The organism is Azospirillum fermentarium, from assembly GCF_025961205.1.
Classification (GTDB): Bacteria; Pseudomonadota; Alphaproteobacteria; order Azospirillales; family Azospirillaceae; genus Azospirillum; species Azospirillum fermentarium.
The window spans coordinates 2,748,507-2,764,844 of the sequence record NZ_JAOQNH010000001.1 but is presented as its reverse complement, the minus strand read 5'-3'; the positions used below and the strand labels follow the sequence as shown (position 1 = coordinate 2,764,844).

General features: G+C 74.3%; 4 protein-coding genes (1 of these 4 cut by a window edge). All 4 read right to left on the bottom strand.

Annotated elements, in window-relative coordinates:
* Positions 1 to 55 precede the first annotated feature (55 nt).
* Tightly spaced (each overlapping or abutting the next), the 4 genes in view from M2352_RS12900 to M2352_RS12885 form a layout consistent with a single transcriptional unit that may run on beyond the window.
* Positions 56 to 1,645: an MBL fold metallo-hydrolase gene (locus M2352_RS12900; protein WP_264664884.1), complete on the bottom strand. Its 1,590-nt coding sequence runs from the start codon at positions 1,643 to 1,645 to the stop codon at positions 56 to 58.
* A complete protein-coding gene (locus M2352_RS12895; protein ID WP_264664883.1) occupies positions 1,642 to 3,309 on the bottom strand; it encodes a cyclic peptide export ABC transporter in 1,668 nt (555 codons plus the stop codon). Before M2352_RS12895 ends, M2352_RS12900 begins: the two co-directional genes overlap by 4 nt.
* Positions 3,306 to 13,583 carry a non-ribosomal peptide synthetase gene (locus M2352_RS12890; protein ID WP_264664882.1) on the bottom strand — a complete coding sequence of 3,426 codons (10,278 nt, stop codon included), beginning with the start codon at positions 13,581 to 13,583 and terminating at the stop codon, positions 3,306 to 3,308. Before M2352_RS12890 ends, M2352_RS12895 begins: the two co-directional genes overlap by 4 nt.
* Positions 13,580 to 16,338, bottom strand: the 3' end of a protein-coding gene (locus M2352_RS12885) for a non-ribosomal peptide synthetase/type I polyketide synthase (protein ID WP_264664881.1). 8,125 nt of this gene lie beyond the right edge of the window; 2,759 of the gene's 10,884 nt are visible here — the last part of the coding sequence; the start codon falls outside the window, past its right edge — the gene reads right to left on this strand; the stop codon is at positions 13,580 to 13,582. Before M2352_RS12885 ends, M2352_RS12890 begins: the two co-directional genes overlap by 4 nt.

Below are 16,338 nucleotides of genomic sequence, written 5' to 3'. Positions count from 1 at the left end.
CGGGGACGGTCCCGGTAATCGCCCTCTCCCCGCCGGGGAGAGGGCTTGCCGGCGCCTACAGCCACCCCTCGGCCTGCCCGTACAGCCGTTCGGCGGGGATGCCCATGTCCTCGCACGCGGCGACCAGGGCGCTGGAGTTGCGCATGGGCGGGGTGCTGTCGTCCGGCTCGATGCTGGAGATGAACTTCAGCCACGGCTCCATGCCCAGGGCATAGACGAACACCTGATCGCAGCCCAGGCTGCGGATCGCCTGCATGGCGCGGGGGAAGTCGGAGCCGTTCAGCCGCCGCGACTGGTCCTTCGCCCGTTCCGGCGGCCACGGCAGCAACGGGCCGTAGAGCCAGCTCAAGGGCGCGCCCGCGCATTCCATGCCGATGAACAGCGCGTCCACCCGCGGCACCAGCGGGCGCAACAGGTCGTAGAGGCGCGGCTCCAGATTGTTGCTGTCGGCGGCGAACAGCAGCGTGCCGCCGCCGGCCTCCACCAGCCATGCCGCCTTGGTGCGGATGTCCAGGTCGGAATGCTCGCCCAGGAACGGCAGCGCCGTCAGCCGCAGATCCCCGTGCCCGGTGCTGGCCAGGGAATCCAGCTCCACCACGCGGGGGAATCCGGCGGCCTGCAGCGCCAGCTTCAGCGACGGGTCGGCCAAGCCGCCGCCGCCCGCCGGCACCACGATGGTGCCGATCTTCCACCGCAGCGCCAGCAGCGTTTCCAGCAGCACATGGTCCTGGTGGTTGTGGGTCAGCAGCACATAGTCGATGCGCTCGGGCAGGTCGGCCAGGGTGAAGCGTTCGGGATCGGCGCCGCATTCATAGGCGACGATGGGGTCGATCAGGGCGTTGGTGCCGTCCGGCGCCTCCACCAGCACGCAGGCGTGGCCGAAATAGCGCCAGCGGGTGGCGCCCGCCGGCGGCGGCGGGGTGACCGGGGCCGGCGCCTCCACCAGAAAATCGCGGAACAGGGCGGCGTCGGCCCCGCTCAGCCCCAGCCCGTCCAACACCGCGCCCACGGGCTGCGGCTGGGTGCGCAGGCGGGCCAGCAGGTCGTAGGCGCCATCGGCGAAGGGCCGTTCCACTTCCACCGCATCGGCCCGGCGCAGGCGCGGGGTGCTGAGCGAAAAGGCGCGCAGGTCGCTGGCCGTGCGGTGGATCATGGCGCCTTGCACCGACGGGTCATAGACCGGGCTGCGGTACAGCAGCGGTTCGATCACCCGCAGGTCGGGGGCGCCGCCGATGGTGTAGACCAGTTCGATGACGCCGCGCACCGGGCCGGGCAGGGCGGGGTAGAGCGGTTCCATGGCATGGCCGTCGGCGCGCTCCACCACCATCCGCACCGCGTCCCGCAGCGCCTCGCCGAAGGCGATGGCCGGCGCCTGCCGCGCCCGCGTCTCGTCCACCAGCGCGCGGATGCCGTCCACCGCCGTGGCGGGAAGGTCGAGGAAGGGGCCGCCGCGCAGGGCCGGGTTGGCGGCGGCGGCGGCGTGCAGGTCCGGCGCGTCGAGGAACGAGTCCATCAGCCGCAGATGGCGGAACGCCACGTTCATCGCCGCCGTGGCCGGCGAGATCAGGTGGGTCCAGGCGTACCAGCGCGCGACCAGCGGTTCGACCACCACATCGGGGCGCAGCAGGACCGGGGTTTGGCTCATAAATCCTCCTCTCGCCGGCCGGTGGCGGGAACGGCGGCGGCGGGCAGATGATAGGGTTCGATCCGCCCGTATTCCATCTTCACCAGCCGGTCGGCGTGGTGCAGGTAATGTTCATCGTGGGTCACGGCGATCACGGTCTTTCCTTGGCTCTTCAGGCTGGGGAGCAGGGTTTCATAGAAATACCGGCGGAATTCGGGGTCCTGGTCGGCGGCCCATTCGTCGAAGATCATCACCGGGCGGTTCTCCATCAGCGCCACCACCAGCGCCAGCCGCTTGCGCTGGCCGGTGGACAGATCCAGCGTGCTGAACCGTTCCCCCTCGAACCGGGTCTTGGTGTCGATGCGCATCAACTGGAGCAGGGAGTCCACCGTCGCCGGGTCGATGGCGTCGGCGCCGTCCAGCGTCTTGAACAGGTAGAAATCGGTGAAGATGGCCGAGAACAGCGCCCGGTACGACGGTATGTCTTCGGGCCGCACCGTGCGCCCGTCCAGCAGGATATGGCCGGCGTCGGGGTGGTAGAGCGCGCACAACAGCTTCAGCAGCGTGCTCTTGCCGCTGCCGTTGCCGCCGGTGATGAACAGGATCTCGCCGCGGTTGATGGTCAGGTTCAGCGGCCCGACCTCGAACTTTTCCGCGTTGCCGCGGTACTGGAAATCCACGTCGCGCAGTTCGATGGTGGAAAAGGCCGGGGCGGGGGCCGGCGGGCTGGCCGGCGGCGGGTGGCGGGCCAGCCGGTCGAGATCGTCCTCAAGACTGGCGATCTCGCTGGCGGCCAGCGTGGCCTTGGCCCAGGCGGGGATGCCGGCCACCACCGTCGATGTGGGGCCGATGACGAACAGCACGATGGCGGTCAGCCGCATGATGTCGGCCCCGGTGCTGGGCTGGTACTGCGGCCCGATGAACACCAGCACGCCCAACAGCGCGTAGAACAGGCTGTAGGCGAAGATGTAGTTGGTGTTGAACAGGTCGGCGGTGCGGATGCGCAAGGCCCGCACGGCGGTGGCGGCCTCGGCGATGCGGGACGCCAGGGCGGTACTGCGCCCGTAATTGAGCTTCAGTTCCTTGAAGCCGCCGATCAGGTCGCCGATGCTGTCGAAGAAGGCCATTTCGTGGGCCGATGCCTCGCGCATCCGCGCGTTGACCTCGCCCGCCCGGTGGAAATAGGTCAAAAGCCCGCCGCCGATCAGCAGCACCGCCAGGATGAAGGCCGGGATCGACACGCTGGCCAGATACAGGGCGGTGAACACCACCAGCGCCGCCGATTGCAGCGACGCCGCCAGCACCCCCGCCGCATCGGAAATCACCGCCGTCTGCTGGGTCAGGCGGTTGTAGACGGTGGTGCTGTCCAACTGGTTCAGCCCCAACAGGTCCAGCCCGCGCAGCTTGCCGGCGATGCGGGTGCGGGTGCGCTCCACCGCGTCCTCGAACAGCACGGTCACCTGATTGAAGCAGGCGCGGAAGCCGATGGCGTACAGTGTGAACAGCCCGATGAACGCCACCAGATCGAAGAACCCGCCGCCCTGGACGGCGGCGGTGTTGGTGACCATCAGCAGCATGGCGTTGGAAATGCCCGACGCCGCCGACACCAGCAGGATCTTGCGCCGCAGCCCCGGCGCCACCCCCAGGAAACGCAGCAGCGGCGCGCCGACTTGTGCGTCGCTCATGGGGTGCGCCCCTCGGCGACGGCGGTCAGTGTGGTCAGAAAGGCGCCCAGAATGTCCTCCACCGCGGTGGCCGTGAACAGGGCGGTGTCGTAGCCGGCGGCCACCACCATGGCCTCGCCCGGCACCACCTCCAGATTGAGCGGATAATGCCAATGGTCGGTCATGACGGCATCGGCAAAGCGCAAACCGCCGCCGTCCTTGCCGGCGGGATAGGTCTGCACGCGCAGCGTGGTGGTGAACGGCGCCTGCCCCGGTGCCAGCCCGGCGGCCCCGGCCACCGCCGCGATGGACAGATGGGCGTGCGCCGTCTGCGCCGCCCGCCGCCGCTGCACCCCCGCCAGCCACGCCGGCAGCGGTGCCGCCCCCGGCGGGAGAACGCGCAGGGGCAGCGTGTTGATGAGCGGGCCGATCATGCCCTCCACCCCCGGCAGGTCGGGCGGGCGCAGGGCCGAGGTCACGCCGAACACCACGTCATCGCTGCCGGTGTACCGCCCCAGCACCAATGCCCAGGCCCCCATCACCACCGCCGGCACCGTCAGCCGGTGGCGGCGGGCGAAGGCGGTCAGCGCCGTCCCCACCGCGGGCGGCGGGGTCCGCACCACCTCGGCGAAGCGGTGCCCGGCGGGGGCATCGGGCGGGACCGGCGGCCACGCCAGGGCGGCAGGCGGCAGCCCGGCCAGCGCGTCGGCCCAGAACGCCCGCGCCGCCGCCGCGTCCTGCCGCTCCAGCCACGTCAGGAAAGCGCGGAAGTCGGGGGCCGGCTGGTCCGGGGCGGCGCCGTCATAGGCCCGCCGCACCTCCTCCAGCAGCAGCGGCATGGACCAGCCGTCCATCAGCAGGTGATGGTGGGTCCAGATGAAGCGGTAACCCGCGGCTCCCTGTGCGAGGGTGAAGCGCATCAGCGGGGCCGTGGCGGGGTCGAAGCCGGCGTGGCGGTCCCGCGCCCGTTCCGTGGCGAAACGGGCCTCTTCCGCCGCCGGGTCGGGATCCCGCCAGTCCTCCAGCCGCCAGGGGGCCTGAACCCGGCTGGGGAAGCGCTGTTCCGCCGCCCCGTCCGCCCCGGTGATAAAGGCGGCGCGCAGGGCCGCGTGACGGGACAGCGCCCGGTCCCACGCGGCCTGGAAGGCCGGCACGTCCAACCCGTCCGGCAGGGTGGCGGCAAGCTGGGCCACATAGGCTTCGCTGCCGGGATGGGCGGTGGCGTGGGCCAGCATCGCCGCCTGCTGCGGCGCCAGCGTGCGGGGGGTCTCCTCCTCCGCCTCCGCTTCCGCCGCCGGGGTGCCGTCATCCAGCAGCGCGTTCAGGGCCGCGGCAAAGGCGTCGGCCAGCCGCTCCACCACCGCCGCATCGGTCTGGCGCGGGTCATAGGTCCAGTCCATGCGCAGGTGGCCGTCCATGACCAGCGCCGCCACCTCCAGCCGGTAGGGGCGGGGGGTGGTGGGGGCGAAGCCGGGGCCTTCGGATTCCGCCGCCGGGCGCACCGGCACCGCCGTCGGCCACGACTGGTCCCATTGGCCGAGATAGTTGAACAGCACCTCCGCCGGTTCCAGCGCGGCCAGGGCGGCCCCCACCCGCGGGTTGAGCGCGCGCAGGGCACCATAGGAGAAGCCGCGGCCCGGCAGCCCCGCCACCGCCGCCCGTGCCGCCGCCAGCGTGCGCGCCGGGGGGGCCGAGGCCGGGGCCGGCAGCACCACGGGGGCGATGGTGGTGAACCACCCCACCGTGCGGGTCAGGTCCACCCCGGGCACCGGGGCGTCGCGCCCGTGCCCCTCCACATCCACCAGCAGGGCGTCGCCGCCCAGAACCGTGGTGGCGGCGGTGGCAAGGGCCGCCAGCAGCGCATCCTGGGCCGCGGCCCCGCTGCGTTTGGGCAGGGTGCGCAGCAGCGCCTCCGTCACCGGGGCGGGGAAGCTGCGCTCCAGCCGCACCGCATCGCCCACCGTGCTGCGGGTGTGCCCGGTGTCCGGCAGCCGGGCGAGCGGCGGGCGGGGGGCCAGCCAGTGGGCGGCATCCCGTTCCAGGGCGGGCGTTGCGGCGGTCTCCGCCACCCGCTCGGCCCATTGGCGGAACGTGCTGGTGCGGGCGGGCAGGTGGATGGGGCCGGATGCGGCCTGCACATAGCCGTCGAACAGATCGTCGAGCAGGAACCGCCACGACACCGCGTCGATCCCCAGATGGTGGGCCGCCACCAGCAGCCGCGCCCGGTCCCCGGCCCCCAGCCGCAGCAGCACCAGCCGCAGCAGCGGCCCGGCGGACAGGTCGAACCCGGTCTGGGCTTCCGCCGCCGCGGTCTCGATGGCGTGGGGCGTGGCCTGCCCCAGATCCCGTACCTCCAGAACGGGGGCGGTCAGGTGGTCCGCCGGCACCCGCTCCAGCACCCAGCCGTCCGCCGTATGGCACGCGCGCAGGCGCAGGGCGTCGTGGTGGGCCAGCACCGCCCGCGCCGCCCGCTCCAGCCGGGCGGGGTCGAGATCCCCCGGCACGTCGAGCAGGAAGCCCTGGTTGTAATGGTGCGGGTCGGGGGCGCCCAGGCCGAAGAACCAGCGCTGGATCGGCGTCGGCGGCACCGGCTGGGGCGCATCGGTGTCGGGATCGTCGGCGATGGCGGCGATACCGCCGGCCTCGCCGATCAGGGCGACGAGGGCCGCCACCGTCTGCTGTCCGGCGGTCAGAAGCTGGTTCAGGGTGATGGGCAGCCCGGCCTGATTGGCGCGGGCCACCACCTGGATCGCCAGAATGGAATCGCCGCCGAGATCGAAGAAGGCGTCGTCGGGACCGACCGACGGCACCCCCAGCACCTGCGCCCAGATGGCGGCCAGGGTGCGTTCGGCATCGCCCCGCAGGGCGCGGGCGGCGCGTTCCGCCGGGGGGGCGTCGGGGTCGGGCAGGGCGGCGCGGTCGGTCTTGCCGTTGGGGGTCAGCGGCAGGGCCGGCAGCACGGCGATGCGCGCCGGGATCATGTGGGCCGGCAGGCGGGCGCGCAGATGGTCGCGCAGTGCAGCCTCGTCCACCGTGCCTTCCGCGGCGGCGGCATAGGCCAGCAGGCGCCCGTCGCGCACCACCGCGGCGGCGTTGGTCACCGCCGGGTGGGCGGCCAGCACCGCCTCCACCTCGCCCAGTTCGATGCGGTGGCCGCGGAGCTTCACCTGATGGTCGCGGCGGCCCAGGAACTGGATGCGCCCGTCCTCCAGCCGGTAGCCGATGTCGCCGGTGCGGTACAGCCGGCCCCACGCGGGGTGGGTGATGAAGCGCTCATCCGTCAGGTCCGGGCGGTGGCGGTAGCCGCGGGCCAGACCGGCGCCGCCGATGTGCAGTTCACCCGGCACGCCCACCGGCACCGGCACGCCCCGTTCGTCCAGCAGATGCACGTCGATGTTGGGCAGGGGCCGCCCGATGGGCAGCAGCCGGCCATCGCCGCCGCCCTCGTCCAGCGTGGCGCAGACCGAGGATTCCGTGGGGCCGTAGGCGTTGACGAACCGCCGCCCGGCGGCCCAGCGCCGCGCCAGATCGGGCGCGCACGCCTCCCCCGCCACCACCAGCAGCCGCAGCGCCGGCAGCGGCGCATCCGGCATCACCGCCAGGGCGGTGGGCGGCAGGGTCGCCGCCGTCACGCGGGCCTCCTCCAGCGTGCGGGCAAGGTCGGGGCCGGGCCGCGTGGCCTCCGACCCCGGCAGCAACAGCGTCCCCCCGGCCCCCAAGGCCATGGCGATTTCCCACACCGACGCGTCGAAGGAGGGGGAGGCGAATTGCAGCACCCGGTCGCCGGGCTTGAGCGCGAACAGGTGCCGCTGGGCCTGGATCAGGTTGCGCAGGCCGCCGTGGGTGCTCTCCACCCCCTTGGGCCGCCCGGTGGACCCGGAGGTGTAGATCAGATAGGCCACATCCGCCGGCCCCGGCACCGGCGGGGTCCAGGCGGGGGCGTCCATTACGGTTGTAACGTCGATGTCCATCACCGATACGCCGATATCGGCGACCGCTCCCGCGGTGCCGGCGCCGGCCAGCACCAGCCGCGTGCCGCTGTCGTCCAGCATGAAGCGCAGGCGCTCCGCCGGGTAATCGGGATCGAGGGGCACGGCGATGCCCCCGGCGCGCAACACCGCCAGGAACGCCACCGCCAGCCCCGCCGACCGGCGCAGGCACACAGCCACCGGCGTGCCCACCCCAACACCCGCCGCCGCCAGCCGGGCGGCCAGTGCCGCCGTCGCCGCGTCCAGTTGGGCATAAGTCAAGGTGCCGTCGTGCCCCTCCAGCGCCGGGGCGTCCGGCTGGGTTGCCGCCCAGGCGGCGGGCAGGGCGTGGGCGAAGGGGGCGGTCACCGGCAGGACCGGGCCGCGCCCGGCGGCCACCAGCACGGCGCGCTCGTCCCGCCCCAGCAGGGTGTGGGCGGACAGTGGTGCTTCGGGTGCCGCCGCCAGCCCGGCCAGCAGGGTGCGCAGATGCCCCAGCATCCGGCGGACGGCGGATCCGGCGAACCGCCGCGGGTCGTAATGCAGCCCCAGGTGCAGCACCGGGCCGGGCTGGCACACCAGGGTCAGGGGGAAGTTGGTGCGCTCGTACGCCCGCACGCCGGTCAGGCGGAGGCCGTCCGCTTCCAGTTCCCCGGCGGCGGGGTAGTTCTGGAACAGCACCAGGCTGTGGAACAGGTCGGTGCCCGCCGGCAGGGCCGAGGCGCGCACGATGTCGCCGAGCGGCGTGGCGCCGAAGCGGTCACGCTCCAGATGGCGGGCGAACAGGCGCTGAAGCCAGGGCAGGCCGGGTTCGTCCCCGTCCACCGTCACGCGGGCGGGCACGGTGTTGATGAGCATCCCCACCATGGTTTCCGCCCCCGCCAGATCCGGCGGGCGGCCCGACACGGTAACGCCGAACACCACGTCGCGCTGTCCGGTATAGTGGTGCAGCAGCAGCGCCCAGGCCCCCTGCACGATGGCGCCCAGCGTGACGCGGCCCCGCTGGGCCAGGGCCGTCAGCGCGGCGGTCTCGTCCGTGCTCAGCGGCGCGTGGATCTCCGCCCCGCCGCCATCGGGATCGTCCGCCGGATCGGGGGCGAGGCCGGGGAGCATGATGGGGGTGGCGGCCTCGATCCCCGCCAGCTCCTCCCGCCAGAAGGCATCGGACGCGGCCCGGTCCAGGCTCGCCTGATGGCGGACATAATCGCCGAAGCGCGGGGCGGGGGGCAGGGGCGTGCCGCGGTAGAGCGCGAACAGCTCGCCCGCCAGCACCGACACCGACCAGCCGTCCATCAGCAGATGATGGGAACTCCACAGAAGGTCGTGGGTGGTGTCGGACGTGCGCACCAGATGCATCCGCATCAGCGGCGGGCGGTCCAGCGTGAACCCCGCCGCCCGGTCCTCGGCCAGCAGCCGTTCCATGCGGGCGTCCTGTGCGGCGGGGGACAGGCTGCGCCAATCCTCCTCCCGCCACGGCAGGGCGGTGCGGGGGGCGAACACCTGCACCGGCTGCCCGCCGTCCTGCCAGCGGAAGGCGGCGCGCAGGGATTCGTGCCGTTCCACCAGCGCATCCCACGCCGCCCGCAGCCGCCCGGCGTCGAGCGGCCCGTCCAGCCGCAGCCGCAACTGGTCGAAATAGGTGTCGGGATCCCGCAGGCTGTGGGCCAGCACCCCCTGTTGCAGCGGCGTCAGGGGCAGCGGTTCCGGCCCCATTCGTCCGGCGGCCTCGGCCAGTTCCACCAGCGCCGTGCGGGTGGCCTCGGCCAGCGCGGTCACCGTGGCCTCGGCGCATGGCGGGAAGGTGATGTCCAGGCGCAGGCACCCCCGCCATACCCCGGCGTTCAGTTCCACCGCGTGGCTGCGGCGGGCACGGGGGCTGAGCAGCGGCCCCGGCGGCTCGTCCACCGGCACGAAGGTGCCGCCGTCCGCCGGGCCGTCCATCACGCCCAGGTAATTGACCAGAAGCTCCGCGTCCGGCAGCGCGGCCATGGCGGCGCGGATGCCGGCGTCGGGGCTGAGGTGGCGCAGCAGCCCGTACCCCATCCCCTCCCGCGGGGCGGCGCGCAGGGCGGCGGCGCTGGCCGCTACTTCGGCGCGGGGATCGGGGGCGCCGGGGTGGTCGAGCCGCAGCGGCTGGACGGTGGTGAACCACCCCACCGTCCGCGACAGGTCGATGCCCTCGAACAGGTCGGCACGCCCGTGCCGCTCCACATCCACGCGCAGCCGGGTGCCGCCGGTCAGCCGCCACACCGCCCGCTGCAGCGCCGCCAGCAGGGCCGCGTCGGGACGCACGCCGAACGCCGCCGGCACGCCGCGCAGCAGCGCGCCCGTCTGGTCTGCGTCCAGATCCAGCACCAGCCGGGCGGCACCGCCCACCGTGCCGGGATCGGTGCCGGCAGGCAGCAGGGGCACCGCCGGGCCGCCCAGCGTGTCGCGCCACCACGCCGCTTCCGCGGTCAGAGCAGTGGAGGCGGCGAGGTCCGCCAGCTTTTCCGCCCACAGCCGGTACGGGGTGGTGGGGGCGGGCAGGGCCGGTTCCTCGCCCCGCACCGCCTGTTCATAGGCCACGGCCAGCCCGTCGAGCAGGACCGGCCACGACGCCGCGTCCACCGCCAGATGGTGGGCGGTCATCAGCAGCCGGCCCGCGGCGGGGTCGAGCACCGCCCGCAGCAGCGGCCCGCGGGACAGGTCGAAGCCGGTTTGCGCGGCGGCGAAGGCGGCGGCGCGCTCCTCTGCCGTCACCGCACCGGGGCCAAGACGGCGCAGCACCCCATACGGCCCGGCCCCGGCGCGCGGGACGGTCTGAACGCCGTCGATTATGCGCAGGCGCAGGGCGCCATGCCGGTCGATCAGCGCATCCAGTGCCCGTTCCAGCGCATCGGCGTCGATGGCGGCGGGCACCGCCAGCACGAGGCCCTGGTTGTAATGGTGGGGATCGTCGGTGATGGCGGCGTGGAACCACGCCTGCACCGGCAGCGGCGGCACCGGGCCGTGGTCCGGCCCCGTCACGGCGGCGGCGGGTGCGGCCCCGGCGGTGGCCGCGGCCAGGGCGGCGACGGTCTGGTGCTGGAACAGGTGGCGCACCGTCAGGTCGAACCCGGCGTGGCGCGCCCGCGACACGATTTGCAGGCTGCGGATGGAATCGCCGCCGAGGTCGAAGAAATTGTCGAACACGCCGACCGCGGGCAGCCCCAGCACGGCGGCGAAGATGCCGGCCAGCGTGCGTTCGGCCTCCGTCCGCGGGGCCGCCGGGGTGGGGGCAGGGGCATCGGCGGGGGCCAGCGCCGCCAGGGCGCGGCGGTCCACCTTGCCCCCCGCGGTCTTGGGCAGGGACGGCAGCGGCGCCGCCGCCGCCGGCACCATATAGGCCGGCAGGGCGCCGCGCAGCCATTCCAGCAACTCCGCGGCGTCCGCGGCGGTCTCGGCGAAGGCCACCAGCCGCGGTTCCCCGCCGGGGCCGGGCAGGGGCAGGACGGCGGCCTCCGTTACCCGCGGGTGGCGGGCCAGGGCGGCTGCCACCTCCCCCGGTTCGATGCGGAAGCCGCGGATCTTCACCTGATCGTCGCGGCGGCCCAGGAATTCCAGCGTGCCGTCGGCCCGCCGCCGGGCGCGGTCGCCGGTCCAGAAGGTGCTGGCGCCGGGCACGAAGGGATCGGGGCGGAAGCGCGCCGCCGTTTCCCCATCCCGGTTCAGATAGCCGCGGGCGACACCGGGGCCGGCGATGACGATTTCCCCCACCACCCCCGGCGGCACCGGCTGTCCGGCGCTGTCCAGCACATGGACGCGGGTGCCGGCGATGGGCCGCCCGATGGGCACGGTGCCGGTCTCGGGCGCCTGGTCCACCGCGGGGTCGAACAGGGTGGCGGTGATGGTGGCCTCGGTCGGGCCATAGGCGTTGCGCCACGCGGTGCGCGGCCCGGCCAGCGCCCGCCACTCGGCCAGCCGTTCCGTCGACACCCGGTCGCTGCCGGTCACCACCAGCCGCAGGGTGGGGGGCAGGGGGGTGGCCGTCTCCGCCAGATGCCGCACCCAGGCGTGCCAGAAGGCGGCGGGCAGGTTGGCGATGGTGATGCCAAGGGCGCCCAGCGCCTCGGTGAAGGCACCCAGGTCCGCCGCCATGCCGTCCGCGGGCAGCACCAGCGTGGCCCCGGCCACCAGGGTGGGCAGGATCTCTTCCAGCGCCACGTCGAATTCGGGGGCGGCGAACTGCAGCACCCGGTCCCCCGGCTCCAGCCGGTAATCGGCGATGACGGCGCGCGCGTGGTTCGCCAGCCCGCCGTGCTCCACCATCACCCCCTTGGGCGCCCCGGTGGACCCGGAGGTGAAGCAGATGTAGGCGAGATCTCCCGGTCCCGGCAGCGGGAGCACAGGCCCTCTCCCCGCCGGGGAGAGAGGGGGATTGTCCGGCGTCACCAGCGTCAGCCCGGCGGGCAGGCGTTCGGCCAGCGTGTCCGGGCCGATCACCACGGTCATGGCGGTGTCGGCGATGATGGCGTGGGTGCGGGCGGCGGGCTGGGCGGGGTCGAACACCACATGGGCGCCCCCGGCTTTGTAAACCGCCAGCAGCGCCGTCACCAGATGCGGGCCGCGCCCGGTGGCCACCCCCACCGGGGTGCCCGGCCCCACCCCCAGCGCCGTCAGCCGGCGGGCCAGGGCGGATGCCGCGGCGTCCAGGGCGCCATAGGTGACGGTGGTGTCCCCGTGGATCAGCGCCGGGGCATCGGGATTGCGCGCAGCCTGTCCCGCAATCAGTGCCGGCACGGTCTCATCGGACAGGGGGCCGGACAGGGGACCGCCCGCGGCGATCAGCGCGTCCCGCTCGTCCGTGGTGAACAGGGGCAGGGCTGAGATGGGCGTGCCGGGCCGTTCCACCGCCGCTGCGGCCAGACGGACGACATCCCCCGCCAGCCGTTCCATGGTGGCGGCGTCGAACAGGCCGGCGTCGTATTCCAGATGGCCCAGCAGGCCGCCGTCCGCCGCCGCCTCCAGCGACAGGTTGAGGTCGAGTTCCGAGGCGCCGCCGCCGCTCTCCACCGGGCGGACCCGCACGCCGGCAAACGCCAGCGGTTCCACCGTGGCGGTCTGGAGCACGAACATGGCCTGGAACAGCGGGCCGCGGTTCAGCGCGCGTTCGGGGTTCAGCGCCTCCACCACCCGGTCGAACGGCACGTCCTGGCGGCTGAAGGCGTCCAGGCACACCGCGCGCAGCCGGCGCAGCAGGGCGGCAAAGCCGGGATCGTCGGTGAGGTCGGCGCGCAGCACCAGATTGTTGACGAAGAAACCGACGAGGTTCTGCGTCTCCACCCGGTCGCGGCCCCCGGCGGGGCAGCCGATGGTCACCTCGTCCTGGCCGCTCCACCGCGCCAGCACGGCGGCATAGACCGCCAGCAGCGCCATGAACGGCGTCGCCTGCTCGGCGCGCGCCAGACGGGTCAGGGCCTCGGCCACCGCGGGCGGCAGGGTGAAGCGCACCATCCCGCCCTGATCCCCCCGCACCGGCGGGCGCGGGCGGTCCAGCGGCAGGGCCAGATCGGTGGGGGCGCCGTCCAACTGCCGGCACCACGCTTCGACCTGCTCGGCCATGCGCCCTTCGTCGGCGGTGGCGTGCTGCCACGCGGCGACGTCGGCGTATTGCACGGGCAGGGGCGGCAGGGCGGCGGGAACCCCCGTCACCGCCTCCCCGTACAGCGCCGACAGGTCGCGCATCAGCACGCCCATGGACCAGCGGTCGGACACGATGTGGTGCAGGGACAGCACCAGCACCCGCCGGTCCGGCCCCACCCGCACCAACCGGGCGCGGAACGGCGGCTCGTCCGCCAGCCGGAAGGGGCGGCGGGCGGCCTCGCCCACGATGGCGGCGGGGTCGGCGCCGGGCGCGTCCTCTTCGGCCAGGGCGAAGGGGGCGGGGGACAACGGCACCATGCACGGGCCGCCGTCCTCCTCGCGGATCACGGTGTTCAGAACCGTGTGCCGGGCGGTGAGCGCCGTCAGGGCGCGGGCCAGGGCCGCGGCGTCGAACGGCCCGTCGATCTCCCACCCGGCGGCCATGACGAAGGCGGTGCCGCCGTCGAGCGTGTCCAAAAACCACAGGCGGCGCTGGTTGAACGCCAGCGGGGCCGGCGCCGACGGATCGGGCCGGGGCGCCAGCGGGGCCGGCTGGCCGCCGCCGAGGAAGGCCAGGATCTCCGCCTTGCGGGCCGCCATTTCCGCCCGCATCTCCGGCGGGACGGCGCCCGCGGGGCCACGCACCTTCAGCCCGTCGCCCTCGCGCGTGACGGTGACGCCGCGGGCGGCGAGAGCGGCCAGAAGATCCTTGATCCGGGTCACAGCATGAACTCCTCTTCGTCCTCTGCCGGGACGTTGACGGGAAGGGCGGGGACGGAAAGGGCGGGGGTGCGCAGCGCGTCGATACGCGCGGCGAGATCGGCCAGAACCGGGGCTTCGAACAGGGTGGCAAGCCCGATCTCCACCCCGAAGGTGGCGCGGATGAAGGCCAGCATCTGCATCGCCAGCAGCGAATGGCCGCCGAGCGCGAAGAAATCCGCCGCCCCGTCCACCCGCTCCACCCCCAGCAGCGACCGCCAGCAGCCGGCCAGCAGCGCGTGCGTGGAACCGTCCCCGCCATCCTCGGGCAAGCCAGCCGCCGCCGGTTCCGCCGCCGGGGCGGTGTGGCGGGCCAGATCGTCCATCAGCCCGGCCCCGCGGGCGGCCAGCGCCGGAAGGTCGCGGATCGACACGGCAAGGCGGGTGTGGGGGCTGTCCAGCGCGCGGCGGAACACCGCCACCCCCTCCGCCGGGGTCAGCGCTTGCGCCTCGGACGGGGCGGCGTGGCCCCAGCGTTCATAGGCGGCCACGGTCATGCCGCCGCCGGTCCAGTCGTCCCAGTTGATGGCCTGGGTGAACTGGCCGGTGCGGGCGGTGCGTTCGGCGGCGAACAGGTCGAGGAACTCGTTGCCGCCGGCATAGGCCACCTGCCCGAACTTGGCGCCATAGAGGATGGAGCCGAGGGTGGAGCACAGCAGCATGACATCCAGCGGCGGCCCATCGGCCAGCAGCCGGTCGAGCACCAGCGTCCCCGCCACCTTGGGCGCCAGCACCGCGTCGGTGTCGGCGCGGGTGCGGGTCTGGATCACGCCGCCGCGGTCGGCAAGGCCGGCGGTGTGGATCACGCCGTTGATGGCGCCGAACCGGGCGCGGGCCTGGGCGATGACCGCGGCCATGGCGGTTTCGTCGGCCACGTCGGCGGCGGCGGCCAGAACCTCGCCCCCCGCCGCCTCGATCGCGTCGATCAGGCGGCGGCGGGGATCGTCGGCGGCCTCGTCCCGCGGCGGCAGCGGCGTGCGGCCCACCAGCACCAGCCGGGCGTGCAGCGTTTCCGCCAGATCGCGGGCGATGGCCGCCCCCATGCCGCCGAAACCGCCGGTCACCAGATAGACGCCCCGCGGGCGCAGCCGCGCCATCCCGTTGCCGGCGGGGGGCAGGGGCGCCGGCACGATGTCCGGCTGCCAGCGGTGGCGGCCGCGCAGGGCGGTGTGGGGAGCGGCATCCTCCACCGTCAGCTCGTCCAGCAGCCGGGCGGTGTCCAGGCCGGGGGGAATGTCGATGGCACGGCAGCGGATGGCGGGGTATTCCAGCGGGATGATCTTCACCGCACCCAGTGCCGTGGCGGCGGTGGGGTTCAGCGCCTCCTCCCCCGTCACGTCGGCGGTGCCGGTGGTCACCACGTCGATGCGCACGGGCTGCACCACCCCCGCGGTCCCCAGCGCGCGGGCCAGGGCGGTCAGGCTGTGGAAGCCCCGCTCCAGCGCGTCGTCGCCGTCCAGGCACCCCAGATGGACGATGCGCGCGGGCGGCGGGACGAGCCGGGGGGCATCATCGGTGACGCCGGCCACCGGCACCACGGTCACGGCCTCACCGCGGGCGGCCAGCGCCTCGGCCAGCCGGGCGCCGGTGCCGCCCTGGTCGGCCAGCACCAGCCACGGGCCGGTGAGCGGTGCGGTGGCCGGGGCCGGGGCCTGCCGCCACACCGGCTGATAGAACCAGGACTCCCGCTCGGCCCGCTTGGCCGGCAGGGCCGGGGCCGGTGCCGCCCGCTCGGGCCAGAAGCGCTTGCGCTGGAACGGGTAGGTGGGCAGCGCCACCCGGCGCCCGCCGGTGTCGGGCAGGGTCACCGGCACGCCCGCGGCCCACAGCCGCCCCACCGCCTCCAGCGGGTCGGCATCCAGGGTGGCGACGGCGGGCCGGCTCCACCCGGCGCTGCGGGCGAGAGCGCACAGCGTGTGCCCCGGCCCCGCCTCCAGCAGCAGCCCGGCGCCGCCGTCGCGCACGCTGGCGATGCCGTCGGCGAAGCGCACGGCGTGGCGCAGGTGCCGCGCCCAATAGCCGGGGTCGGTGGCCTGCTCCACCGTGATCCAGGTACCGGTGACATTCGACACGAAGCGCCGTTCCGGCGGGCGCAGCGTCAGCGCCGCCACCCGTGCGGCGAACGCCGGCACCACCGGGTCGAGCATGGCGGAGTGGAAGGCGTGGGACGTCTCCAGCCGCCAGCAGCGCACGCCGCGGGCGTCCAGCGTGCCCTGAAGCTCGGTGATCGACGGGATGGGGCCGGCGACCACCACCTGCCGCGGGCCGTTGACGGCGGCGATGGACAGGCCGGTGCCGTGCACCAATGCCGCCGCCTCGTCCTCCGCCAGCGGCAGGGCCAGCATGGCCCCGGCGGGCAGGCCGTCCACCAGCCGTCCCCGCTCCGCCACCAGCGCCAGGGCGTCATCCAGCGTGAACACCCCGGCCAGGCAGGCGGCCACATACTCGCCGACGCTGTGGCCCAGCATCGCCGCCGGCTCCACCCCCAGCGCCTGCCAGTGATGGGCGGCGGCGTAGCCGACGCTGAACAGCGCCGGTTGGGTCAGGGACGTGCGGCGGAGGGCGGCGGCATCGGCGGCCCGGTCCTCGGGGCCGTAGAGCAGGGCGCGCAGGTCGGCGCCGATGTGCGGCTCCAGAACCGCGGCACAGCGGTCCAGGGCGGCGCGGTAGGCGGGGCTGGTGCGGTACAGCGCTTCCCCCATCCGCGGGGACTGACTGC

What these genes read in the sequence shown, in the direction of transcription:
- M2352_RS12900 (WP_264664884.1), bottom strand. Translation starts at nt 1,645, where the DNA reads ATGAGCCAAACCCCGGTCCTGCTGCGCCCCGATGTGGTGGTCGAACCG.
- M2352_RS12895 (WP_264664883.1), bottom strand. Translation starts at nt 3,309, where the DNA reads ATGAGCGACGCACAAGTCGGCGCGCCGCTGCTGCGTTTCCTGGGGGTG.